General features: G+C 54.3%; 11 protein-coding genes. 3 read left to right on the top strand and 8 right to left on the bottom strand.

Annotation, left to right across the window (positions count from 1 at the left end; translation table 11 throughout):
- Nucleotides 1-148 precede the first annotated feature (148 nt).
- A complete protein-coding gene (dnaK, locus tag MKJ04_RS10775; RefSeq protein WP_241641644.1) occupies nucleotides 149-2,080 on the bottom strand; it encodes a molecular chaperone DnaK in 1,932 nt (643 codons plus the stop codon).
- A gap of 593 nt (nucleotides 2,081-2,673) precedes the next feature.
- Between dnaK and MKJ04_RS10770 the strand changes: the two genes are divergently transcribed.
- Nucleotides 2,674-4,407 (top strand): T9SS C-terminal target domain-containing protein, encoded by a 1,734-nt coding sequence (locus MKJ04_RS10770; RefSeq protein WP_241641643.1) that lies wholly within the window; start codon nucleotides 2,674-2,676, stop codon nucleotides 4,405-4,407.
- Between the two features lie 212 nt (nucleotides 4,408-4,619).
- Here MKJ04_RS10770 and MKJ04_RS10765 read toward each other — a convergent pair whose 3' ends face one another.
- The 7 genes from MKJ04_RS10765 to MKJ04_RS10735 all read right to left on the bottom strand — a co-directional run bounded on the left by MKJ04_RS10765 (nucleotide 4,620) and on the right by MKJ04_RS10735 (nucleotide 20,619).
- Nucleotides 4,620-7,577, bottom strand: coding sequence for a glycosyl hydrolase 115 family protein (locus tag MKJ04_RS10765; protein ID WP_241641642.1), 2,958 nt, complete (start codon nucleotides 7,575-7,577; stop codon nucleotides 4,620-4,622).
- A gap of 89 nt (nucleotides 7,578-7,666) precedes the next feature.
- The gene (gene uxuA, locus MKJ04_RS10760) at nucleotides 7,667-8,833 is read right to left on the bottom strand and encodes a mannonate dehydratase (RefSeq protein ID WP_241641641.1); all 1,167 of its coding nucleotides are present in this window, start codon (nucleotides 8,831-8,833) and stop codon (nucleotides 7,667-7,669) included.
- A 45-nt stretch (nucleotides 8,834-8,878) separates the two neighbouring features.
- Nucleotides 8,879-10,423 carry an acetylxylan esterase gene (locus MKJ04_RS10755; RefSeq protein WP_241641640.1) on the bottom strand — a complete coding sequence of 515 codons (1,545 nt, stop codon included), beginning with the start codon at nucleotides 10,421-10,423 and terminating at the stop codon, nucleotides 8,879-8,881.
- Between the two features lie 14 nt (nucleotides 10,424-10,437).
- Entirely contained in the window at nucleotides 10,438-12,387 is a 1,950-nt protein-coding gene (locus MKJ04_RS10750) for a sialate O-acetylesterase (protein ID WP_241641639.1), read from the bottom strand.
- A 345-nt stretch (nucleotides 12,388-12,732) separates the two neighbouring features.
- On the bottom strand, nucleotides 12,733-15,321 hold the full coding sequence (locus tag MKJ04_RS10745) for an endo-1,4-beta-xylanase (RefSeq protein ID WP_241641638.1): 2,589 nt from the start codon (nucleotides 15,319-15,321) through the stop codon (nucleotides 12,733-12,735).
- 211 nt (nucleotides 15,322-15,532) lie between these two features.
- Nucleotides 15,533-17,488, bottom strand: a complete 1,956-nt coding sequence (locus tag MKJ04_RS10740; protein ID WP_241641637.1) for a RagB/SusD family nutrient uptake outer membrane protein — start codon at nucleotides 17,486-17,488, stop codon at nucleotides 15,533-15,535.
- A gap of 11 nt (nucleotides 17,489-17,499) precedes the next feature.
- Nucleotides 17,500-20,619 carry a SusC/RagA family TonB-linked outer membrane protein gene (locus MKJ04_RS10735; protein WP_241641636.1) on the bottom strand — a complete coding sequence of 1,040 codons (3,120 nt, stop codon included), beginning with the start codon at nucleotides 20,617-20,619 and terminating at the stop codon, nucleotides 17,500-17,502.
- A gap of 720 nt (nucleotides 20,620-21,339) precedes the next feature.
- On the opposite strand from MKJ04_RS10735, the gene MKJ04_RS10730 reads away from it, so the two are divergent.
- Nucleotides 21,340-22,368, top strand: coding sequence for a LacI family DNA-binding transcriptional regulator (locus MKJ04_RS10730; protein WP_241641635.1), 1,029 nt, complete (start codon nucleotides 21,340-21,342; stop codon nucleotides 22,366-22,368).
- Nucleotides 22,369-22,488: 120 nt separating this feature from the next.
- Nucleotides 22,489-24,651, top strand: a complete 2,163-nt coding sequence (locus tag MKJ04_RS10725) for an alpha-glucuronidase family glycosyl hydrolase (protein WP_241641634.1) — start codon at nucleotides 22,489-22,491, stop codon at nucleotides 24,649-24,651.
- The last annotated feature ends 7 nt before the right edge of the window (nucleotides 24,652-24,658 follow it).

Here is a 24,658-nt window from a genome sequence, read left to right as displayed (position 1 = left end):
ACTTGTCTATAGTGTATGCGAAGAGGAACAAGAGAAGGAAAAAAACTGAATACGTAAAATCCCTTGTTTAGTGTAGGTATGGTGGGCACAAACAAAAAAATCCCCCGCTGAGCCAGCGGGGGATTTCATATATGAATTAGTTTTTAGATTACTTATTGCCGTCCACTTCTTCGTAGTCAACGTCGGTTACGCCACCGTCGGCAGAGGCGCCTTGCGGCCCGCCCGCCTGGCCGTTGCCAGCTTCGGCGCCTGGGGCACCTTCTGGTTGGCCTTGCGTGGCATTGTACATCTCCTGAGAGGCTGCACTCCATGCGTTGTTCAGGTTCTCCAGGGCTTTGTCTATACCGGCTGCGTCTTTCGCGCCATGCGCGGTCTTCAGCTCTGCCAAGGCGTTCTCAACGTTAGACTTATTGCCGTCAGAAAGCTTGTCGCCATACTCCTTCAGCTGCTTCTCCGTCTGGAAGATCATAGAGTCGGCTGAGTTTAGCTTCTCAATCTCTTCCTTCGCTTTTTTGTCAGCTTCAGCGTTGGCCTCTGCCTCCTGGCGCATTTTCTCGATTTCCTGCTCGCTCAGGCCAGAAGAAGCCTCGATGCGGATTTTCTGCTCCTTGCCAGTCGCTTTGTCCTTAGCCGTTACGTGCAGGATACCGTTGGCGTCGATGTCGAAGATTACCTCGATCTGCGGAATGCCACGCGGTGCTGGCGGAATGTCTGCCAGGTGGAATCGGCCAATCGTGCGGTTGTCGCGGGCCATCGGGCGCTCCCCCTGCAGTACGTGAATCTCCACAGACGGCTGGTTATCCGAAGCGGTAGAGAAGGTCTCAGACTTCTTCGTCGGGATGGTGGTGTTCGACTCAATCAATTTGGTCATCACGCCACCCATGGTCTCGATACCCAGTGAAAGCGGCGTTACGTCCAGCAGGAGCACGTCTTTTACTTCACCTGTCAGTACACCACCCTGTATGGCGGCACCAACTGCAACCACCTCATCCGGGTTCACACCCTTCGAAGGCTTCTTGCCGAAGAATTTCTCAACCTCTTCCTGTACCTTCGGGATACGGGTTGAACCACCTACAAGGATCACCTCGTCGATGTCAGAGATGGAAAGGCCTGCGTCCTTAAGCGCCACTTTGCAAGGCTCCATAGAGCGGCGGATCAAGTCATCAGCCAGCTGCTCGAACTTTGCGCGCGATAATTTGCGAACCAAGTGTTTCGGCACGCCGTCAACCGGCATGATATAAGGCAGGTTAATTTCAGTTTCGTTAGAAGAAGAAAGCTCCACTTTTGCCTTCTCAGCTGCTTCCTTCAAACGCTGAAGCGCCATTGGGTCCCTGCGCAGGTCAATGCCTTCGTCGCTCTTAAACTCATCCGCCAGCCAGTTAATGATTTTCTGGTCAAAGTCGTCGCCACCCAGGTGAGTGTCACCGTTGGTAGAAAGCACCTCAAACACGCCGTCTCCTAGTTCAAGGATAGAGATATCGAATGTACCGCCACCAAGGTCAAACACGGCAATTTTCTGGTCTTTGTGCTTTTTGTCCAGGCCGTAAGCAAGCGCTGCCGCTGTTGGCTCGTTGATAATACGCTTCACATCAAGGCCTGCAATCTGTCCGGCTTCTTTTGTGGCCTGGCGCTGTGCATCGTTAAAGTAGGCGGGCACGGTAATAACCGCTTCAGTAACTGTAGTACCGAGGTAGTCTTCTGCGGTAGCCTTCATTTTCTGAAGCACCATCGCTGAGATTTCCTGTGGTGTGTACTGTCTGTCGCCGATCTCCACGCGCACGGTGTTGTTGCCACCCTGCACTACTTTATAGGATACCTGCTTTGCTTCTTCGCTTACCTCGTTGTAGCTGTGGCCCATGAAGCGCTTGATAGAAGCGATCGTGTTCTGCGGGTTTGTGATTGCCTGACGTTTGGCAGGGTCACCTACTTTGCGCTCGCCGTTTCCGTTGTCCAGAAACGCGACGATAGACGGCGTGGTTCTGCGGCCTTCGCTGTTTGGTATAACCACTGGCTCGTTACCCTCCATTACGGCAACGCAAGAGTTAGTTGTACCTAAGTCAATACCAATTATCTTTCCCATTCTATAGTTTTATTATATGATTCCTAATTCGATTTTTTCTTGTGTCTGTTCTATAACAACCCTTGTGCCAAGGGGCAAACAGGCTTTTGATTCTGTCAATATGTCACCATTCATACCTAGGCGCTCGCTTTTGTCCGACTTGTGCCCGGCTGATCTTCAGAGCAAGACATAATTTCCTACTCGGTCCTTTGAAATAGCTTAACGTGATTACTGGATAATCAGCAGAGTGTAAAGTCAGGAGTGATGAAGAAAGAAGATAGGAGGCAGGTTTAAGGTACTGAAAGGAGATTTTAAAGCTGATAAATTGCTATGGCATGACGTTCCAATTACTGAATTTAAAAGGTTAGGCTTGTGTATATTTAATTATATAAATACATTTGTTATACTATGTGTAATGGCATGTATGAAGTATAAATATTCTATGTGTATTTATGATTCTTAGTGCTTGAGTATTCTTTAAGTATGCGTTTTTCAATATGGTTTTTTATGTTAAAAATACACTGTATATATTTTTGTTTATACTTTCTAAGAGAGTTTTGCCACAGAATATGAGACCAATTAATTTAATCACATGAAGAATACTTGCCGCAGTCATGAATAAGAACTTAATACTTGCTCTGTGTACTTTTTGCCTTTTCATTTCTTGGAATGGAAATATTGCTTATGCCCAGCATGCCTCAGAAGGAAAGATTTGGGAAAGCTGGGAGAGGGTTGCTGATTTGCCGTTCTCTATGCGCGACGGTGTTGGCGCTGTCCATTTCAAGGACGAGATTTGGATGATAGGCGGATGGAAATATGGTCCCCTTTCCAATGGTATATACAAGTCAGCAGATGCCGTGCATTGGGAAAAGGTCGGAAACGGTAGCTGGCCAGGTCGCCATGGTGGTGGTGTGGTAGTTTTTAAGGACAAGATTTGGGTCTTAAGCGGAGATGGTTACCCGGATGTTTGGTCATCGGCGGACGGCATAACCTGGAATCAGGAAACTGCCAGTGCACCTTGGGGAATGCGATACGCACCTTATGTTGTTGCGTACCACGACAAGCTCTGGATTATGGGCGGCGTGAGCTTTTGGGACGCTGAAGGCAACTATGACCATACCTTGGAGCGGCCACTGAATGACATCTGGTCTTCGGAAGACGGCGTAAACTGGACGCTAGAAATGCCCTCTGCGCCTTGGGGGCCAAGAGGGCTCATGCATGGGTCAGTGGTTTTTAAAGATGAGATGTGGGTTTTTGGTGGAGGAAGCAAACTCTGGAACATCCCTACTAACGTTTTCAACGACGTCTGGAAAAGCAAAGATGGCGTTAACTGGGAGTTGGTGACGGACCATGCAGGTTGGGACCCCAGAATTCACTTCTCAGTTATAGCTTTCGACAACAAGTTATGGGCCATAGACGGGACAACCATGGCAGAAGCTTATACCAATGAAGTCTGGTACTCTGAAGACGGCAAAGACTGGACCCGCTTAAACAGCACCACTACATTTGAGGCAACACATGCAAGTACAGTCTATGCACACAAGAATTCACTGTATTTGGCAGCAGGCTCAAATATAACTGGTATATATAAATTTACAACTCCTGCAGAGCAGCAGCTCGCGGCGCATCCACTGCCAGCTGTCAGATACGAGCCAGACACGCTACAGCTGGATTTTGGGTTGAGTTCTGGGTTGCAACCCACCTACAGCGTGCTTGATACCACAGTTGCCGAAATACTGCCCGGTAACAGGCTGGTAGCGAAGAAGGTTGGTGAGACACAGGTGGTGGTGTCGCATCCGGGGAGCTACGGTTTCTTTCCGCTCGATCCGGTATACTTTGATTTTAATGTCCTAAAGAAAACGCAGACTATAAATGTTCAGGAGTTTGCGACAGAAGCGCTAATCAGCGATACTGTGCGCATAGATGCCATGGCTAGTTCAGGCTTACCAGTGAAGATTGTGCCAAACCCCAGCATTATTATTACTGCTGAAAACGAATTTGTAATCAAAAATCCCGGGCTCGTTATAGTTGAGCTGGTTCAGGAGGGCGATAAGAACTTTGATGCGGCAACAAAGGCTATGGAGTTTTTTGTAGCGCATCCTAAAGGATATACTCTTTTTCCGAACCCGGCAGGAGACTTTGTCAGAATAATTGTGGAAGAGAACGCGCAGGTTGAGCATTTTACAATTACTTCTCTTACCGGTAAAAAAGTCAAAGCATTTTCTGCTTTCGGGGAAAATAGCAGTTTTTATACACTTGAACTCGATGATTTACCCTCAGGAATCTACGTTTTGACGGTTTTCGAGAAGAATAAGCGTACTTCCTTAAAGTTTGTGAAGAGAAGTTGATTTTTAGTTGCCGGTTACTTTACGTACAATGTAGTATGTTAAGTCTTTGTGATTTGCTTCAATGATGATCTGACAAACAGTAAGAGCAAATGTACCACACGCTCTGTTTTAGCGCTAAAAAGGGGGCAGGCTTTTCGATTCTAAAGCCTGCCCCCTTTTTATTTTCTCGGTATAGGTATGATAGAGAAGTTAGCTGCTCTCTTGTCCTTTACTTACTGGTTCGCCTCAATTGGCTCAACGAAACTTTCGGGCGGACCGAGATAGCTGGGTTGCAAACCTCCGGTGTCTATCACAAGCTTCTGCAGCACCACGCCCGGGTCCACCATCCAGAACTTCAGCACGTGCGCGCCCGGCTGCTGTACCTGGTGCGTGGATGTCTGGATGTTGATGTTGTCAGCGACCCACTGTTCCCATACCTTCTGTGAATTGCCGGCGTGCATGTTGATGAGCCGCGGCGCTTCGTCATCGATGGAAATGGCATACCGCAGGCCTTGCGTATCGTGGAAGTTGAGGGTAGGAGACAGATAGGCCTGCACCTTTACCTCGCCAGCCTCCTGCAGGTATATGTTGTACTCCAGGTGCGGGCTGCCACCTCCTGGAGTTTGCGACGGAGCCGTTACCGGGAAAGGCGTTACAGCGGAAGCCGTGCGGCCCAAATCAGGGAGCAGCTGCCAGGTTATAGCGCCTGCCTCCACGGCGCGGGTATAATGCCCGGCCTCTATCGATACATACCCGTTTCTTTCCACAAATCCCTTCATGTTGGCCAAATCCAGATCGGGAGGATTGTTAACTATTGCCTGGACAACCACGCGGTTGTTATTAGTCCCGGTCAGTGTGATGGGGACTTGTTGCGTCCCTTCCGGGGCCCGCTCCCAGTCCACGCTCACCCACAGGCGCTGTTCGGTAGCCACTGTGCCTTTTTGCGCAGATAGCTTCAGCCACGGGGCATCTGTTTTAACTGAAAACTCAAACGGAGTTTTGCCCTTGTTAAAGATATCGATATAATATGGTTGCGACTGAAACGGGTTGAACGCTGGCAGTGCCGCCTGTTTTTTCCCTCCGGGCCATACCACCTCCGATCCCTCTACTGCGATACCCATGGTAGCCGAGGCTGGCAGAACAAGTTCTTTGATCTCCGGTAACACGTCTTTTTCGGGTTGCTGCCAATAGGTATAGCTGATGTGCGTCTGGTCCATCATGTGGTTCCACTTGCCGCCTGCCACCTGCTGGTGGTAATAGTCTGAAAGCGCTTTGTCTTTGGCAAGAAGCGCCTTCACATTAGAAGCCATCTCGTTGGTGGCGGCGCGGCCCTGCCTGGCGTAGAGCCGGTTCTTGCCGACAGTTACGTGCAACTCGTTCAGGTTGGCGCTTGCCTGCACCGGGTATAACACCAACTGGTAGTAAGCGTCTTTATATGCCTCTGGCAATGATGCGTATATCTGCGCTGCCTCCTCGGCCAGTCTGTTATAGTCCGCTACAACCCGCTCCGCTTCCTGGTAATGCAACAGGCTATACGTGTCGGGGGAGAGCAGCTCTGGCTTGCGGCGGGCGTTATACTTGGCGTAGGTGGCAACGATGTCCGCGATTTTCGGGGCATGTGCTGGCCCAAACTCCCGTGCTGCCCACAGGCGCGTGTATTCTTCCAGGCGCTCTGCCGGCCACTTTTCGGGGTTCCAGGCATAATCCAGGAAGAACTCTGTCGGGAACTCCATCGGCTTGATGTCGCCCACGTTCACGATCCAGATTTCACGGGCCCTATACTGGTAAGCCAGGTGCATCTGCTCCCATACCCTCGGAATGGGGTTTGTGTTGATCCACTTGTAATTCCGTGGACCGCCCACATAATCATAGTGATAATAAATGCCATACCCACCCGGATGCGGTTTTTCGGTCAGTTTAGGCAGCTTCCGGATGTTTCCCCAGTTGTCGTCGCAGAGCAGCAGCGTCACGTCGTCGGGCACGCGCATGCCTTTGTCGTAATACTCCTGCACCTCTTTGTACAAAGCCCAAAGCTGTGGTGTTTCGGAAGCCGGTTTGCCCGTTACGCTGGCGATGATTTTGCGCTGATCGGCCACGATGCGCTCCAGCAGGGCAATGTTGCTTTCCTCCGACATCGGCTCGTCTCCGTCGCCGCGCATCCCCACCGACACGATGCTTTCCTTGGTGCCCATGCGCGTTATGCCGTTGCGCCAGAATTCCTGCAGGTTCTCTTTGTTGGTGTCGTAGTTCCAGGGGCCTTCGCCGTAACGCCGCCATTCGTCGTGGGCCCGCATCAGCGGCTCGTGGTGCGAGGTGCCGATCACCACGCCATACTCGTCGGCCAGCGGGGCGCTCAGCGAGTCATCGTCGCTGAAGGCGCTGCCCCACATGGCGGGCCATAGGTAGTTGCCTTTCATGCGGAGCAGCAGCTCAAACACCTTGTCGTAGAACTTGTGGTTGAAACCGCCGAACTGCTCCTTCGACCAACCCGAAAGGGCGGGTGCCTCATCGTTGATAAAGAACCCCCGGTACTTAACCGCCGGCTCGCCCTGTGTATGGCGGCCCGGCAACACGTACAGGTTCTGCTGCTGCTTCACAGGCACATCGGCCCAATAATACCACGGCGATACCCCGATCTGAGCTGACACATCATACATGCCGTAGATAGTGCCGCGCTTGTCGCTGCCCACAATCACCAGCGCCTGGTCTACGCCGCGTATCGGCTTCTCTACCACCTGCACCAGGAAGGTTTCCCAGCGCCCGGCTATACCTGTCACATTCAGCTTTTTGGCCTTCACCAGCTTGTCGATCAGCGGGCTTTTGCCGAGCGTGCCAACCAGTATGATTTGTTTTGCCTTCGGGGCGTTTGTGCCGATGGTGAGCTGCGGCTCGGTATTGGTTACACGCCTGATATCTGCCTGCAGGTGTTTGATCACCCGTAGCACACCCGGATAATCTCCGGAGCTCACAAATAAAGATGCTGGTTTGCCTGCCACCGCGAGCGGGAAAGCGCCTTTGCTTGCCTCCGTGGCAACGTATGCCTTGTCGCCGTTCACGGCAAACGCCGCCGGGCCACTCACCAAAGCCAAGGCGAAAGAAAACAGGACAGCAGCCAGGATGGCCGTGAGGCGGGGAAAGCCGGAAAGTTGGCCATACCCAATCAAAGAAGAAGCGAAAAAATAGTTTTTCATGTGCAGCATACATTAAAACCGCCGGGGGCACGGACAGGTTGTTAAGGATAAATCATAGAAAGCCCGGCCCTTTACGGTCAGGCGGTGTGTCAGGCATTGATGGATCGTTGGATGCCCATTTCCAAGCCGCGCAGCTCCGCCAAACCGCGCAACCGCCCGATGGCAGAGTAGCCGGGGTTGGTTGTTTTATGCAGGTCGTCGAGCATCTGGTGGCCGTGGTCGGGGCGGAAGGGGATGGGCTGCTCGCGCCTGCTGTTCAGGGCAACCAGTTCTTTCATCACGCCATACATGTCCACATCGCCGGTCAGGTGGTCGGACTCGTAGAAGCTGCCTGTCGCATCTTTCAGCACGTTGCGCAGGTGCGCAAAGTATACCCTGTGGCCCACAGCTTTCAGGATATCCACCGGGTCGTTGTGGCGGCCCGCGCCCAGGGAGCCGGTGCAGAAGCAGATGCCGTTTGGTTTGCGGTCTACCTTCTCAAGCAGATACAACAGGTCTTCTTTGGAGGAGACCACACGCGGCAGACCAAGAATGGCATAGGGCGGGTCGTCGGGGTGGATGGTCATGTTGATGCCGGTTTCCTCGCACACGTCCATGATCGCCTTCAGGAAGTATACCAGGTTCTCGCGCAGCCCGTCGCGGCCTATCGCTTTGTAAATCTCTATGCTTTTCAGCAGTTCCGGCACGGTTACGCTTCCCTCTGTCGGCACCCCCATCAGGATAATGTCGGCCAATTCTCTCAGGTTTTCCTCCGAAAGCGCCGCGGCTTTCTGCTGCGCAGCTGCCACCACCTCTGGGGCATAGTCCTGCTCTGCACCAGCCCGTTTTAGGATGTATAAATCGAAGATGGCCAGCTGCACCCAGTCGAATTGAAGCGCTTTTGCCCCGTTTGTCAGGGTATAGGCCAGGTCGGTGCGGGTCCAGTCCAGCACGGGCATAAAGTTGTAGCACACCGTCCGGATGCCGCACGCGGCCAGGTTCCGGAGCGAGGTGCGGTAGTGTTCGAGGTATGATTCACAAGCGGCACTACGCGTCTTGATCGCTTCGTGCACGGGCACGCTTTCCACCACTACCCAGCTCAGCCCGGCTGCTTCGATAATGCGCTTGCGCTCCTGTATCTCCTCCAGCGGCCATACCTCCCCGTGGGGAATATGGTGCAGGGCCGAGACAATGCCCGTGGCCCCGGCTTGTTTTATATCCTGAAGCGACACGGGGTCGTTGGGCCCGTACCATCGCCAGCTTTGCGTTAATGCCATATCGTTTTGTGTTAAGAAATTATATGCGTTGGTTCAATTGGATGCTTACCGGGCTGCGCCAGATGGGGAACGCTTCAGCATGTTATCCGCCCATTGTATGAAATACTTTATGTTGGGGGCATCGGTGTGGCCGCCGTCATGCTGCCGCCAGGCCAGTTCGCCGTCCATCAGGCCCACATTCACGCCCGGCATCTTCGCCGTTTTATAGTCATCTGATACGCCAAGGTCTGTAGCGCCCAGCAGCTCAAACACAGGCTGCGCTGCCACGGTAGCCATATAGCTGCCTTGCTGGTCGAGCCATTTGGAATCGCCTTTTTCCGGGATGCCGTAGCTGATGAACGTAGGGCGGGGCGCAGCGAGCGCGATCAACTGGTGAGCATCCACTGGGATATCATTCGCGTTTTTGCTGCCGAATGTGGCTTTGTCTGCTCCGTATTTCAGGAAGTTGCCCGCCATCCAATGGTATTCGCCACTGCTCGTCAGGCTCTCCACGGCTTCGCCAAAGTTGCGTCGATGCAGCTTCGCGCCCCCTTCCCCGGAAGAACCGATCAGGCCCAGGGCAAAGCGCTGGTCGAACGCCATGGTCACCAGCGCGGCTTTGCCATACCGCGACACGCCTTCGATGCCTACCTGCTTTGCATTCACGGCAGGGTCGGTCTCCAGGTAATCCAGGCCGCGCGAGGCTCCCCAGGCCCAGGCACGCAAGGCACCCCAGTCCTCGGGTGTGCGGGGTTGCCCTTTGTTCACGAGCCCGATGATGCCCTTGGTGAGGCCCGCGCCATTGTCTGCCTGGATGCTGCCCGGCTCCATGAGGGCATAACCCCAGCCAGCGGCCAGCAACTGCTGCGGCGTAGGCGGGTCGCCGGCGGGCGGCGGCCCGTAAGTGGGCGTCTGCGAGGCAATGGGGGTATAGGCGGGATATTGCTCAAACACAGCCTGCAAGGCCGGGTCGGTTTTCACGAGCAGCTCCTTTAGCGCTGCGTTGATCTTGTCTAGACTTTCCTGCGGCGGTTGGGCCGGGGCCGGAAGTGCGCTGCGCCCGAACATCATCAGTACGGGAACCGGGCCTTTGGCATTGGCAGGCGTCACCACCGTCATGGCAATATCCACATTGATGAGCGGGTATTCGGAGTTGGCCACGTGGCCCACCAGTTGCTTCGCGATCACCGGAAACCAGCCCACCCGCTCCCGTTCGTTTATCAGCACTTCCCAGGTTACCTTGGGGACTTGTTTCGGCACGCGGCCATATACCTCTTTCTCGAACTGCTCCACAATTTCCGGACGGCGCTTCTTCCACCACATTTCCGGAGAGGTCACTTTTTTGCCGTTTTTCAGCGTCAGCAAAGGCGGCAGGTTGGGGTATGGGTTCGCCAGCGCCTCGTCGTAGTTCGCGTGGTTCGGTGCCGATTCATCGCCGCTCGGCCCTGGCCGGAGCGATTGGATGCCCAATTGCTGCATCATGTGTTGATGGTCCTGCTCGGCCGTAAAATTCACTAACGCAGGATATTTGCCACCAGCAGTTGTTGTGGTATTCTGGGCGGAGGCAGTAGAAACAGCCAAAGCGAAAAGCAGGTATAGCGTTCTTTTCATGGGATGTATGGGCTTTATTGATCCGTGCGGAAAGGGGAGGCAGGCAAGCCTTCCTTGTTGTAGAGGTTCGCGCCGTAAGGGTTGTCGGCCCAGGCATAGCGCACATACTTTGGCTGCGGCACCTGCTCACTCCATACCACTACTTTATCTCCCTCGATTTTTGCCTTCGCCCAGACAAATTCCTTGTCCTCTCCTGCTATAGCAAACCACGAAAGCTCCTCTTCATCGATGGCTGTCAGCCCACTGCCTGTGTTGGTAAAACTGATGCTGATTTTATCACCCGTTACTGTAGCGGACTTGTAAAGCGGACCTGAGGAGACGAGGTTCTTTTCGCCATATACCAGCTTTTGTGCGGCCAGCGCCAACCTTTCGCCCACGTCCTTTTTGTTGTCGGGATGTATGTCGTTCCACTCCCCAAGTTCAATGGTAACGGCCATCGCGGTGTTAGGGACCGATAAGGTTTGCAGGGCAGCCTCCCGCATCAGTGCCCAGTTGCTCTCGGCAGGCAGGTAATTCACCTCCATAAAGTTCGGCAGCTGCACATACAGGAACGGAATGTTATCTTGCTGCCATTTGCCCCGCCAGTCGTTGATCAAAGCCGGCAATAAGCGTTTATAGGCGGTAGGGTTGCCAGAATTGCTCTCGCCCTGGTACCACAGAATTCCTTTGATGGTGAAATTGGTAGCAGGCGCCACCATGGCATTGTACAAGGCTGTCGGCTGGTTTTGGGCGTTTATACCCGCAGGTGCAGCGGAAGCAGGCATGTATACTTCCCCGACTTTATACTGCCAGGTCCCTTTCAGGTCGAGGGTCTGGCCGTTTGCCTCGATGAAATAGGGCTTATCTGGCACGAAGCCGCCTTTCCCGCCGTTGTTCAGCACCCGTACCACAAGCGTGTTTTTACCGGGCTTCAGTACGTCTGCGGCCAGGCTATACCTCCTTTGCGGATACTGGTAGGTTGTGTTACCCACTTTTTTGCCGTTGATATATACCTCATCCGCATCTACAATTCTGCCCAGAAACATTTTTGCCGGTACGCCTGCCATGGTGGCGGGCACCTCTATTTCACGCCGGTACCAGACAGCACCGTTCAGATCTTTGATGCCCTGGTCTTCCCAATAGCCCGGCACGTTGATGTTTTGCCAGCCCTTCGGAACATAGGCCATATCATACCACTTCACATCGCCGGTTAGCCCTTTGTCCTGCTCGGGTTTTTGCCTGTTCTTTTCTGCAGCCGCTAAGGCTTTTCGGTTCAAGCTGTTCACATAGCTTGTGTCTCTGTTCTTGTCGATGGTGGCAAGGGCATCAGGAAATTCCTGTAGTCCTTCTTCGCTCATCCAGGCTTCAATAGGCGTGCCTCCCACACTGGCATTAATCAAGCCGATCGGGATATGATACTGGGTATACAGTTTCCGGGCGAAAAAATAGGCGACTGCCGAAAACTGATTCACATCCTGCGGATTGGCCGACTTCCAGGTGCCGGGCGGCAAATCCTGGGCAGGGCCTTGCAGGTTGGTGGTGGTCGGAATCCAGAAATGCCGTATCTGCGGATAGTCGGCGTTCGCAATATCCTCGGCATAGGTAATGTTATGCAGCGCCATCTGGTGCACCATGTTCGATTGCCCCGAACACAGCCATACATCCCCGATCAGGATGTCTTTCAGCGTAATCGTGTTGTTGCCCTTCAGCATCATGGTATAGGGTCCGCCAGCTTTCATGGCCGGCAAAACGGCAAGCCACTTCCCGTCAGCACCCGTCGTTGCACTTGCCTTTTTACCGTTAAAATTAATGCTGACTTTTTCGCCAGGCGATGCCCAACCCCATACCTTCAATTTGGCATCTCGCTGCAGCACCATGCCGTCCTGAATCAGGTGGGGCAGTTTAACGTCGCTGTAGGATGGGAACGCATAGCAGAAAGCACAGAGTAAAATAAGGAAGCTAACGGATCTCAGCTGTAATTTCATGTTGGATTGTCGTTTGGGTTTCAGAGTATGTTTAAATTTCATTTTTGGAAGCGAAAAATGTTCAGGAAGGGTTCTGACAAAGCGTTTTTTGAGCCGCATAGCAGCGCTATGGGGCGATAAAAAGGTGAAGTCAGGTTCCTTGATGGACGTTTTGTAGCCCAAAAGATGAATTTTAAACATGCTCTCAGGTAGATGGCGTCAGGCATTTTTTCAACTTCTTTACCTGCTTCATCCCATACCGGGTTTAACGGATATATAAACCCCGAAACCAGGCCGGTTGCATATAGGGCGGGGTTACGTCTACCATGTCCCTGTGCAACCTGCCGGCTCCGGAGGATATATACTTTACTGAACGATCATTTTCTTCACGGTTACTTCCTTTTCCTGGATAACGCGGATCAGGTAGATGCCCGGTTTAAGCGGCTGCTCCACGTTGGTTACCGGCTGCGTAACTTGCTGCTCCAGCAGGATGCGGCCCTCCAGGTCCACCAACTGCACCACAGCTTTTTTCGCTGCACTGTAGTCGGGGAGAACCAGCTTGAACTTGCCTTCGGAGGCCGGGTTCGGGTATACGCTCACCCGCTCGCGCTCCTGGTTGCTTCTCGTGCTGCCGCCTGCCATCGTAACGGTACCTTCGTTGCTGCCAATGCAGTCGCCGTGGCTCAGGTGGTCGGGCACCGAGGTTTTATCAATGTGCAGCACTTTGCCCTTGTGCAGCACATACACCTTGTCCGGAATCAGAATGGTCACGGTTCCGGCGGCGCTGGTGTTAAATCCGTCACTCACTTGCACCGTCAGGGTATAGGCTGTTTGGCTGAAGTCGATCAGCTCGGGATGGGCAATGGTCAACTGGCCAGTGGCTGCGTCCAGTGTGAAGATGGAAACGCCGGTTCCGCCCAGTAGCTGCCAGCCCTGTAGCACGGTGCTGGCGTCGGCGTCTGTCGCGGTTACCTTGCCCAGGGCATTGCAGGCAATGGCAGCGTCTAAGCGGAGGCTCTGGCCGGAGGTTATTGCCGGCACATGCACGTTGGTGTTGCTTTGCACATACTCCCGCAGCCACTTCAGCGCCGCCCGTTCTGCGCCGTTGGTATAGGCCAGGTATGCGCCCTGCTCCGTGCGCCAGTGGCCGGGGCGGTATCCCCACAGGGTGATGCCTTTCACGGCCGGGTGCTCCCAAAACACCGGGAAAATGCGCTGGTACTCTGCCAGCTGCACTTCATCGGTTCTGCCGTCAATGTCGAGTTCGGTTACATAGATGGGGAGGCCGGTGGAGGCCAGCAGGTCGAGGTTGCTTTTCAGGGTGGCCGCTTGCGTTGGCCTGGTCGAGAACGCGTGCCCCTGTATGCCAATCGCGTCGATCAGGCTGCGCTCGCGGAGCAGGTTGATGATGCCCAGGTAGCGCTGGGTGTTGGCAGGGGTGTTCTCCACGCTGTAGTCGTTGATCATGAGCGTGGTGGTGGGGAAGTGCTTGCGGGCCAGCTGAAAGGCGCTGATCACCCAGTCCCAGCCGGTGGTGCCGTTGCCGCCGAGGGCCGCAAAATAGTTTCCGCTGCCCTGGTCGGTGGCGTTTTGTTTCACAGGCGGGTCGTTGGTCGGCTCGTTTACCACTTCCAGAAAAGCAATGTCGGGGTAGCGTGCTGCCACGGCGGCAAACCATTCCTCAATTTCCTCGAGCTGCTCTGCCGGGGGCAGGTTCTCGATCCAGGCAGGCTGCTGGTTTCCCCAGATCATCACGTGCATCCGGAACGGGAATCCGTTGTCTTTGGCCAGCTTGTAGGCAGCGTCCAGCTCTGACCAGTTCATCACGTCGCGCGTGGCTTCCACGCTTCCCCACTTGCCTGCGTTTTCGGCTACCACCTGGTTGAAGTAGTGGGTGAAGTTGGGCAGCTGCGATGCGCTGTACACGCCACCCAGAAACTTAGGCTGGCCTGTGGCGATCGGAGGGCCGGTGGGGGTATAGGGCGGTGGTGGCGTGTTGTCGTCCGCGCTGCCGAGTATCGAGAAGTTGTCGAGGTAAAAAGTGCCCGCTGCCGGAAAGTTCAGGCGCAGTTGCAGGTCTGCTTCCTGCGCCGTGAAGGTCCAGGTGTATTTTTGCCAGGCGTCTGTCAGCACGAAGTCTTTGGAGGCGTAGGTGCTGGTCTGCTGCACCACCCGTACTGTTTTGCCGGCGGTGGCCGACTTGGCGTAAAAGTTTAAGGTATATTCGGTGCCGGTCACGGAAGGCCAGGCATCGTTCACCGCCTGGATGCTGTAGGCAGCGCTTCCGGCCTGGGTGATGGTTACCTTCATGGCCCTGCTGCCTTGCTGTACATCCACGGTCTCCGCCGTAAAGGCGCCCTGGCCGCCGCCGCCCACCTGGGTCCACCAGTTGCTGAAGCTGTCGCCGGTGCCGTTCTCAAAGCCGCCGTTTGTCAGGAGCTCCTTCAGCTGCGCCGCAGGCGGTATGATGAGGTTGTCGATATAAAAAGTGCCGGTGGAGAGGAACTGGAACTTGAGTTGCAGGTCGTCGGCCCCGGCCGCGAACGCCCATTCATACTGTTGCCACGTGTCGGTCAGGGTAAAGCTCTTTTCGGCGTAAGCACTGCCTAGTTGCAGCACCGCCTTAAACCTGCTGCCCGCCGTAGCGGCCTTCGCCCAGAAAGTAAGCGTGTAGCTTTGGCCTGATTTGGAGGCCCACGCGTCGTTCACTGCCTGAATCTCCCAAGGGTTGGTTCCGAGCGCCGTCACGTCCACTTGCAGGGCCCTGCTGCCGTCTTTCACGTTGGCGGTGGCCGCGGTAAAGGTCGCCGAGCCGTTTCCGGCGCTTGTCCACCAGTTGGTGAAGCTGTTTCCGCTGCCGCTCTCGAAGCTGCCGTTGGGGATAAGGTTCTGCGCCTTTGCCTGGAAGCCTCCCATAGAGGCCAGCAGCAGAACAAGGAGTATAACTTTCTTCATAAAGGAATAATCATTAAAAGGTTAACTGTTTTTTACATTTCTTTTCAGCGTGTTTGGGTGATATAAAGGGTGGTTGGTACTGGTAGCGTGTACTGTGGGCAGCGGTAAAGGTATAGCGGTTTTCAATCCCACTCTATACAAAGGGGGTATAATATTAGAAAGCTTGGCCACCCCATCGGGGCAGCCAAGCTTCTAACCCTGATTTTTTTAATTAATTATACCCCGGGTTTTGATAGGCCGATTTTTCTGCGGCGGTCATATCCATCCTGTCAAGCTGGATTTGCGGAATAGGGCGCAGATAGTGATACGGTTGGATGTTGCGGGTTATTGTTTGAGGGGTATGGTCTCCGTAGTTGCTACCGGCAATTTCGTAGGTAGAAGCGAGGTCCTCCCATTTCTGCGTGCGCACCAGATCGAACCAGCGGTAACCTTCGCCATAATACTCCCGCGAACGCTCTGCCAGAATATAGTCCATATCAATCGTTGCCGGAGTGGCAGCGACCATCTCTGCGCCGTTGTCTACCACTTTGGCCATATTCCCGTTGTTGTCCCAGCGCCAGTTACCGGCGCGCGCCCGAATCACATTGATCAGCTCTCTGGCGCTTTTGCCGGCTTGTGCATTTGCGCCCTTCACTGCTGCTTCGGCTGCTACAAAGTAAAACTCCGAGAATTTAGCAATGTTGAAAGGACGGGTGCTGGCGGCATTTGGCTGTCCAAGCCCGCCGTTATTGTCGGTGCGGTAGGTGCCAAGCTTCCAAAGGCCCGGGTATACCACTCTGCTGATGCCGCGCGGCGCGATCACGAAGTCCGCCCGTCCGGGCAACTCTCCTGCGCCAATGTTGCTCTTGCCTGCATTTGAGGGATAGTTAACAGGCGTCGCTGGTTGCTCGTCCAGGAAAGTCAGGATTGGCTCGCCGGGGGACACTTGCAGACCGTTTGCGTTGTATACAAACGCTGCGTTTACATTCCCCTTTGGCCAGTTGCCACGGTACACGGTGTTAAAGGTGCCGTCGTAGCGGGAGTCATTCGTTTTGTCGGCAAAGGTGTTTGTAATCACGCCGATCGTGGGAGCCATGCGTGTCCAGGGGCGCCCCAGGTTTTGGGCTGCCTCGCGCTGCACAGAGCTTATCATCCCAGTCCCGTCCGGGTTAGTAGCACTTCGGATGTTGGTGTAGTTCCACGTCATCATCCAGCCGGCAAAGTTGTCGGGGGCACCGCCGTTGCTATACGTTAGACTCGCTGCGTTATAGAACTCGCTTGTCTCTGTATGGTCGGCGTACAGCAGAACTTCGCTGTTGCGGTCGTTTGATCCCAGGTTCACGTCATAGTAGGTGTCCTGCAAACGGAAAGGCCCCGGATTGTCTATTCCGGCAGCTGCCACATCGTAGGCCTGCTGAAAATACCACTGGGCATCGTGGCCGTCAGGGTCAGTTCGTGGGGTCTCCGGATAGGTCGGAATGTTGTTGGGGTTTTCCAGCCACCAGCCGTAGGTCAGGTAGGCTTTTGCCAGGAAAAGGCGTGCCAGCGTTTGGGTTGCCCCGCCGGTTACGCGTGGGTTTGCCGGCAGGTTTTCTACCGCTGTCAGCAGATCCGGAAATATGCCTTTCGTATAAACCTCGGGCACAGTGTTGCGCACAGAGTACCGAATAGGGTTGTTGTTGAACTTTAGTTCGCCCGCCCCCAGGTCCAGAGGCACCCCGCCGAAGGTCTGTACCAACTGAAAGTAATCGAAGGCGCGGAAGAATCTGGTTTCGGCCACCAGCGCATCGGAGATGGTGCCCACTGCGGCGGCATTTTCAATTACACCGCTGGCAGTGTTGATGTTTGAGAACGCGGCTATCCATAACACATCGGCTCGGCTGTCTGTGGATGTGATTTCACCCTGCCCCGAGATGTCCATTATCTTAAAGTTCTGGTCCGCACTCTGTGCGTAAGTCACTTCGTCTGTGCCGGTCTCGGTAGTGTTATAATAATACGCTTGCCCATAAATATAGCGTAAGTGCGCATACATGGATGTAACGCCACCATATATACCAGTCTCAGTTCGGAAAAACTCGGGTGTAAACGTAGCTCGTGGCTGCTCTTCCAGAATATCCTCGCAGGACGTTAGGGACAGCGCCATCATCAGGGCTGTTCCTATAAAGGCTTTATTTTTTATTAATTTCATTTTTCTTTTCTTTAGAATGTCACATTGAGACCAACCAGATAGTTTCGCGTAGCAGGTGCGTTTGTGCCAATTGTGAGGAGGCGGGACGGAGTGCCCGTGCTTACCGCCACATTTTGGTCAGCGTATGAGTTGGTTTCAGGGTCCATACCTGATTCTCTGTGGTAAGGCGAGAACAGCACAAATGGGTTCTGCGCTGTAGCGTAGAGCCGCAGGTTATTGACACCTACTTTTTCCATCCAGTCGCTGTTGTTGAAGTTATAACCAAGCGTGATAGTGCGTATTTTTAGGTATGATGCATCAAAATAGCCCAGGGTGCTGCCATATCTAGGATTGTCGCCGCTTCTTGGGCCTGCCGGGTTTGGATATTTGGCGTCGGTGTTCTCCGGTGTCCAGTAATCGACATCAACATTCCCGCGGCGCCCACTCATCAAATTGAGGTAGCCTGCCGCCCCGTATAGCGTGCTGTTGAGGACTCCGCCGCTCTGAAAGGCAGCCACCGCGGTAAGGTCAAATCCTTTGTACCCTACGCGGGTGTTAAAGCCCCCCTGGAAATCAGGGTTCGCGTTTATGATTTGTCGGTCATCAGGCCCAATTTGCCTTACAGGCGTGCCATCGGTATTGTACTCGCCGGTATATTTCACCTTAATCATGCCTACATCGCCGCCCGGCTCCAGTATGTCCAGATACGGATCTCCCTCCTGCCAGAGGCCAGTTCTCTCGTAGTCGTAGATGACATTGATAGGATGGCCTACAAACAACCAGTTGCCTTTATCATCCGGTTGTCCCGAAGCAAGCGATACAATTTTGTTCCGGTTGCCATACAGGTTGACACCGGCTTCCCATGTCCAGCCATTGAGGTCGTCCAGAATCACACCATTGAGCGAAAGCTCCAGGCCTTTATTTTGAGTCGACCCTATATTTGCCGTATAGCTGCTCACACCTGATGTAGGAGGCAGCCCAAGGCTCAGCAGAATATTGTCGGTGTTTGTCAGATAGTACTCTACTGTGCCAGACAGGCGGTTGTTCAGGATGGCGAAATCCAGTCCGTAGTTCCATGTGTTAGAGTACTCCCATCCTAATTTAGGGTTAGGCAGTTGCGTTGGATAGTATGCGGTTGCATAAGTGTCAGGGCCAAAGTTGTAAGGCCTGGTTGATAAAATCCCAAGTGTAGAGTAGGGAGGGATAGACTGGTTGGAGGTTTGCCCATAGCCCGCACGCAGTTTCAACATGTTTACAAGGCTTACATCCTGCATAAACGATTCTCTGGCGATGTTCCACCCGGCTGATATGGCAGGGTAGGTATTCCATTCATATCCCGTGCCCAGTCTGGAGGAGCCATCGGAGCGCACGGTAGCGCTTAGCAAGTAACGGTCGTCATAAGAGTACATGGCGCGCCCCATCCACGACAGCAAGCCCCACTTTACATATTGCTGGTCGTTAGGGTTTACCGTGATTTCTTCGGCAGCATACCCAATGTTGTAGAATTGGAAGGCATCGGACGGAATATCCCTTCCCGATATGCGGGATCTGTCATATTGCTCTTGCGAGGCAGAGTATAGTCCTACCAGGTTCACATTATGCTTCCCTGCCAGTGTACGGTCGTATGTCAGCAGGTTTTCGATGGTCCAGTTAGTCGTTTGAGAGTTACTGAGCGAAGCAGACGATAAAGTTCTTGGGTCAATAGCGTTTATCCCTGCTGCCGTGTAGGCTCCGCCCTGGCTCTGGCGGAAATTTAAACCAAGGTTGGCGCGGTACTTCAAACCGTCCACTCCCGGAATTTTTACTTCGCCGTAAAGCGTGTTGTATGTAGCAAAAGCCTTGGTTTGGCTTAACCATTTATCACTTAAATCCTCTACCAAGTCTTTTGTATAGACCCAGGTCTCATCCAGCGGCATTCTAACAGTTCTTTTCAAAGTGCCGTCTTCATTGTAGGGGTTGGCAAGAGGCGACAAGCTTAGGATATTGTACAAGCCCACGTTGGAGCCTTTTGTAAGGTTATAGTTGTTGTATGTGTTGAAGCCAACGCGGAAACGCTCACCTATTTCCTGATCAACGCTACCGCGTATAGAGTAGCGTGTGTAATTCTGCGTAGGAATCACGCCTTCATCCTCGAAGTAACCCAAACTGAAGTTATAGCGCCCCTTTTCAGTGCCAGCCGAAACGCCTAAGTCATGGCTCGTTGTGATTCCAGTTTGATATAAGAGGTCTTGCCAATCCGTATCTACACCCTCTTCCTCATCTACTCCAAGCTGGTCTTTAAACAGTCCGGCTGCCTGACGCAGCTCAAGAAGTTCTGGCCCGCTCATCATATCATATCTGGAGAAAACATCTTTCACGCCATGAAAGCCATTGTAGCTTACCTGTGGCTTTTGCCCAGCTTTACCAGTTTTGGTGGTAACTAATACGACACCGTTGGCGCCGCGCGAGCCGTAAATGGCAGTCGCGGAAGCATCCTTCAGGATGTCAACGCTTTTAATGTCGTTTGGATTGATATCAGAGATGGCTCCTGGAAAAGGGATACCATCGAGTACCACCAGCGGGTCGTTGCTACCGTTAATGGAGCGCGTGCCGCGAATCCGGATTTGCATGGAGGCGCCCGGCTGAGAAGAAGATTGGGTAAACTCCACACCTGGCAAACGCCCTTGCAAAGCCTGCGTGATGTTGCCTGATTGCACTTTGGAAATCTCTTCTGCACTTATGGAGGCAACGGAGCCTGTTACGGCTTCTGCTCTTTGCGTGCCGTACCCAATAACCACTACTTCCTCCAGCGCCTTTGCGTCGGTGCTGAGGCTCACGTTTATTGTCGCCCGGTTGTTAATCTGCACTTCCTGCCCGGTGTACCCAATGTAAGAGAACACCAGTGTGCCGTTGCCGTTGGGCACCTGGATGGTGTAGTTGCCCTGCACGTCGGTGGGGCCTGCCGTTGTGGTGCCTTTCAGGACTACGGTTACCCCCGGCAGGCCTGTTCCTGTTTCTGCGTCGGTTACCCGCCCGGTTACGGTGAGGGCCTGGGCCATTGCCTGGCCGCCTGCCAGCAGGCAGGCAATCAGCAGCATGGCTACCCGAATGGCACCTGGTCTGCGAGCCAGCGAAAGGGGCCGCCCGGTGCTCTGCGTAAAATCAAATTTCATAAGAGAAGGTTTTTGAGGTTTGGTATTGCTGTTCACTAGAATCAGGGAGCGCGTCAGTCTGTGCGACTGCTGTTGGGGTGCCAGTGTGGGGCCGGGTTGCCGTCGGTTGCAGTATCCGTGACATAATGCCGGTCGGGGGTTGCATAAAGTCTTTCTCTGGGTTCATTTGTCGAGTGTTTTAACTGATGCTACAGTGGGTGCCACGTGGTGGCGTGTGCCTTGCTATCCTGCCGGAACCATCCTAACAGGCTCTATTTCTGCACCATTTTCATTTCCAATCGTCCGAAATACTGCTTTGTGTTTAAGTATTTTGTATGGTATAATCAGCTGATTTTTAGTATGTTGAAAGCGTGTTTTCCTCTCTTCAAAATGGTGTTGGCGCGTGGTGTTTCGGGGTATTTCAGTGAGTAACCGATCACTATTGTTTTGTAAACTTGAGGAAATGATTTGGAAATTGCAACCGATTTCATAAATTTGTTTTAAAATCAGTTGAAAGTTGTAGGTTCAAATGCTGTCTTGCTTAGAAGAGGTATACCTTAGAAACAGTTTTTGTGGTATTTGTAGCAGGCGCGGTAGTAACTATTGTAGATTTAGGGCTATATAGTGTCGGGATAACTGCAAAAGTGAGTATACTGAAGTAGAATAGGTATAAATAGGCGCTGAAAGACTACAGAATCAATGAAACCGATTTCAAAAACAGTTTCAAATTAATCCTACAACATGGACAAGGACATAACCATATATGATATAGCCAAAGGAGTGGGGGTGTCGCCAACCACGGTGAGCCGGGCGTTGAACGACCACCCCGCGGTGAACAAGAAGACGAAGCAGCGGATCTATGAGATCGCCACCCAGATGGGCTACCGCTCTAACATGTTCGCCAGCAACCTCCGCAAGCAGCGCACCAACACCATCGGGGTCATCGTGCCGCATCTCAACAGCAGCTTTCAGTCGTCGGTGATGGCCGGTATGGAGAAAGTGGCCACCGAGGCGGGGTATAACCTGATCATCAGCCAGTCGATGGGCACGGCCGAGAAGGAGATCGCCAACGCCAAAACCATGTTCAACAGCCGGGTAGACGGGCTGCTGGTGTCGCTGGCAACCGACACCGAGAACATCGACCATTTCGAGCCCTTCTTCAAGAAAGGCGTGCCGGTGCTGTTCTACGACCGGGTGGCCGAGCACAAGCAAAGCACCAGCATCATCATCGACAACGTGCAGGCGGCCTACCGGGCCACCACGCACCTGATCGAGCAGGGCTGCCAGCGCATCGTGCACATCACCGGCAACCTCCGCATAAACGTGTATGCCCACCGGCTGAAGGGGTATAAATACGCCCTCATCGACCATGACCTGCCCTTCAACGAATCGCTTGTGATCGTGAACGACCTGACGGAGGAAGCGGGGATTGAGGCGGCGAGCCAGATCCTGGCAATGGAGCCTCGCCCGGACGGCGTGTTCGTCTCGAATGATTTCTGCGCCGCCAACTGCATGAACGCGCTGAAGCAGGCGGGCCTCTCCATACCGGGCGACATCGCCATCGTGGGCTTCAACAACGAGCCGATCACGCGGGTGGTGGAGCCTGCCCTGACCACCATCGACTACCCGGGGTATGAGATGGGCGAGGTGGCGGTCCGGAGCCTGATCAATTACCTCGACGGCCTCTCCGACATCAGCATCACCAACACTGTCACGCTCAGGTCCGAGCTGATCGTGCGGGGGTCCTCCCTGCGGAAACCGCAGGTATAATCACCTGCCCTTGCCAGACGAAAGGCCCGCCTATCCAAGGAGGAGCAAAGCGCCTGTGTGAAAAGGAGGAAGGATACGCAATAGCAAAGTACACAGCATCACCATAACCGACATTGCCTTATGAGAAAAAGACTTGCTTATCTCCTGCCGTTGCTCCTGCTCCTGCTGGTGCCCGATTGCCTGCACGCCGAGGATGGCTACCGGCTGTGGCTGCGCTACGACAAAGTGCAGGATGCCGCGAGGCTGCAAAACTATCAGCAGGCCATCAAAGAGGTGGTGGTGGAAGGCAGCTCGCCCACGCTGGCCCTTGTGCAGCAAGAGCTTCGCAACGGCTTGAGCGGCTTGCTGGGCCAGCAGGTGCCCCTCGCCCAGCGGCCGACGCAGGCCGGGGCGGTAGTGGCGGGCACGCCAGCCAGCTCTGCCTTGATTAAAACCCTGGCCCTGGACGACAGGCTGAAGCAGGTGGGAAAAGAGGGCTATCTGCTGCTCTCAACCAACCTGAGCGGGAAACCGGCCACCGTGATTGCGGCGAACACCGAGGTGGGCGTGCTCTACGGCACCTTCCACCTGCTGCGCCTCCTCCAGACACAGCAGGACATCCGCAGCCTGGCCATCAGCAGCGCCCCCCGGATACAGCACCGCATGCTCAACCACTGGGACAACCTGGACCGGACCGTGGAGCGCGGCTATGCCGGCTTCTCGCTCTGGGACTGGCACAAGCTTCCCGATTACATCGATCAGCGCTACCTCGATTATGCCCGCGCCAACGCCTCTATCGGCATCAACGGCACCGTGCTGACCAACGTGAACGCCAACGCCCTGGTGCTCACTAAGCCATACCTCGAAAAAGTGAAGGCCCTGGCCGATGCCTTCCGTCCCTACGGCCTGAAGGTATACCTCACGGCCCGCTTCAGTGCGCCCATCGAGCTGGGCGGCCTGAAAACCGCCGACCCGCTTGACCCGCAGGTGCAGGCCTGGTGGAAGCAGAAGGCAGACGAGATTTATACCTATGTGCCCGACTTTGGCGGTTTTCTGGTGAAGGCCAACTCGGAGGGGCAGCCCGGTCCGCAGAACTACGGCCGCAACCACGCCGACGGGGCCAACATGCTGGCCGATGCCGTGGCGCCGCACGGCGGCATTGTGATGTGGCGCGCCTTCGTGTATGACGACAAGGTGCCCGACGACCGTGCCAAGCAGGCCTACAACGAGTTCAAGCCCCTGGACGGCACCTTCCGCGACAATGTGCTGGTGCAGGTAAAGAACGGGGCCATCGACTTTCAGCCGCGCGAGCCCTTCCACCCCATGTTCGGGGCCATGCCGAAGACGCCGCTCATGATGGAGTTCCAGATCACGCAGGAGTACCTGGGGCAGGCAACCAATCTGGTATACCTCGCGCCGCTCTATAAAGAGGTCCTGAACGCCGATACCTACGCCAAGGGCAAAGGCTCCACCGTGGGCAAGGTGATCGACGGCACCCTGGACAGCCATACCCTCACCGGCATCGCCGGGGTCAGCAACATCGGCACAGACCGCAACTGGACGGGCCACCAGTTCGCGCAGTCCAACTGGTATACCTTCGGCCGCCTCGCCTGGGACCATACCCTGTCTTCGGAGAAAATAGCCGACGAGTGGCTTCGGATGACCTTCACGAACAACAGCGCGTTCCTGGCCCCGGTGCAGACGCTGATGCTGAACTCCCACGAAAACTACGTGAACTATACCACCCCGCTGGGGCTGCACCACCTCATGGGCTGGTCGCACCACTACGGCCCCGGCCCCTGGATAAAAGACAAGCCCCGCGCCGACTGGACCGCCGTATACTATCACCAGGCAGATGAGAAAGGCATCGGCTTCGACCGCACCAAAACCGGCAGCAACGCCGTGGCGCAGTATTTCCCGCCGGTGCAGAAGGAGTTTGGCAGCCTCAAAAAAGTGCCGGAGAAGTACCTGCTCTGGTTCCACCATGTGCCCTGGGACTATAAGACGAACTCCGGCAGAATCCTTTGGGATGAGCTGGCTTACCGCTACTCCGGCGGCGTGGACTCGGTGCGGCAGATGCAGCAAACCTGGGACAAGCTGGAGGGGATGGTGGACGCAGAGCGCTTCTTCCACGTGAAAACCTTCCTGGCGATCCAGGAGAAAGAGGCCCGGAGGTGGCGCGATTCGGCCCTACTTTATTTCCAAACCTTCTCGAAGCGGCCCCTGCCGCAAGGCCTTGAGAAGCCCGCCCATACCCTCGACTATTACATGCAGATAGACCCCAAGTTTGTGCCGGGGATTTAACCTTTTG

This window comes from Pontibacter sp. E15-1 (assembly GCF_022601975.1).
Lineage (GTDB): Bacteria > Bacteroidota > Bacteroidia > Cytophagales > Hymenobacteraceae > Pontibacter.
This window is presented reverse-complemented; position numbering and strand designations above follow the sequence as displayed.

What these genes read in the sequence shown, in the direction of transcription:
- dnaK (WP_241641644.1), bottom strand. Translation starts at nt 2,080, where the DNA reads ATGGGAAAGATAATTGGTATTGACTTAGGTACAACTAACTCTTGCGTT.
- MKJ04_RS10765 (WP_241641642.1), bottom strand. Translation starts at nt 7,577, where the DNA reads ATGAAAAACTATTTTTTCGCTTCTTCTTTGATTGGGTATGGCCAACTT.
- MKJ04_RS10735 (WP_241641636.1), bottom strand. Translation starts at nt 20,619, where the DNA reads ATGAAATTTGATTTTACGCAGAGCACCGGGCGGCCCCTTTCGCTGGCT.
- MKJ04_RS10750 (WP_241641639.1), bottom strand. Translation starts at nt 12,387, where the DNA reads ATGAAATTACAGCTGAGATCCGTTAGCTTCCTTATTTTACTCTGTGCT.
- MKJ04_RS10745 (WP_241641638.1), bottom strand. Translation starts at nt 15,321, where the DNA reads ATGAAGAAAGTTATACTCCTTGTTCTGCTGCTGGCCTCTATGGGAGGC.
- MKJ04_RS10770 (WP_241641643.1), top strand. Translation starts at nt 2,674, where the DNA reads ATGAATAAGAACTTAATACTTGCTCTGTGTACTTTTTGCCTTTTCATT.
- uxuA (WP_241641641.1), bottom strand. Translation starts at nt 8,833, where the DNA reads ATGGCATTAACGCAAAGCTGGCGATGGTACGGGCCCAACGACCCCGTG.
- MKJ04_RS10755 (WP_241641640.1), bottom strand. Translation starts at nt 10,423, where the DNA reads ATGAAAAGAACGCTATACCTGCTTTTCGCTTTGGCTGTTTCTACTGCC.
- MKJ04_RS10725 (WP_241641634.1), top strand. Translation starts at nt 22,489, where the DNA reads ATGAGAAAAAGACTTGCTTATCTCCTGCCGTTGCTCCTGCTCCTGCTG.
- MKJ04_RS10730 (WP_241641635.1), top strand. Translation starts at nt 21,340, where the DNA reads ATGGACAAGGACATAACCATATATGATATAGCCAAAGGAGTGGGGGTG.
- MKJ04_RS10740 (WP_241641637.1), bottom strand. Translation starts at nt 17,488, where the DNA reads ATGAAATTAATAAAAAATAAAGCCTTTATAGGAACAGCCCTGATGATG.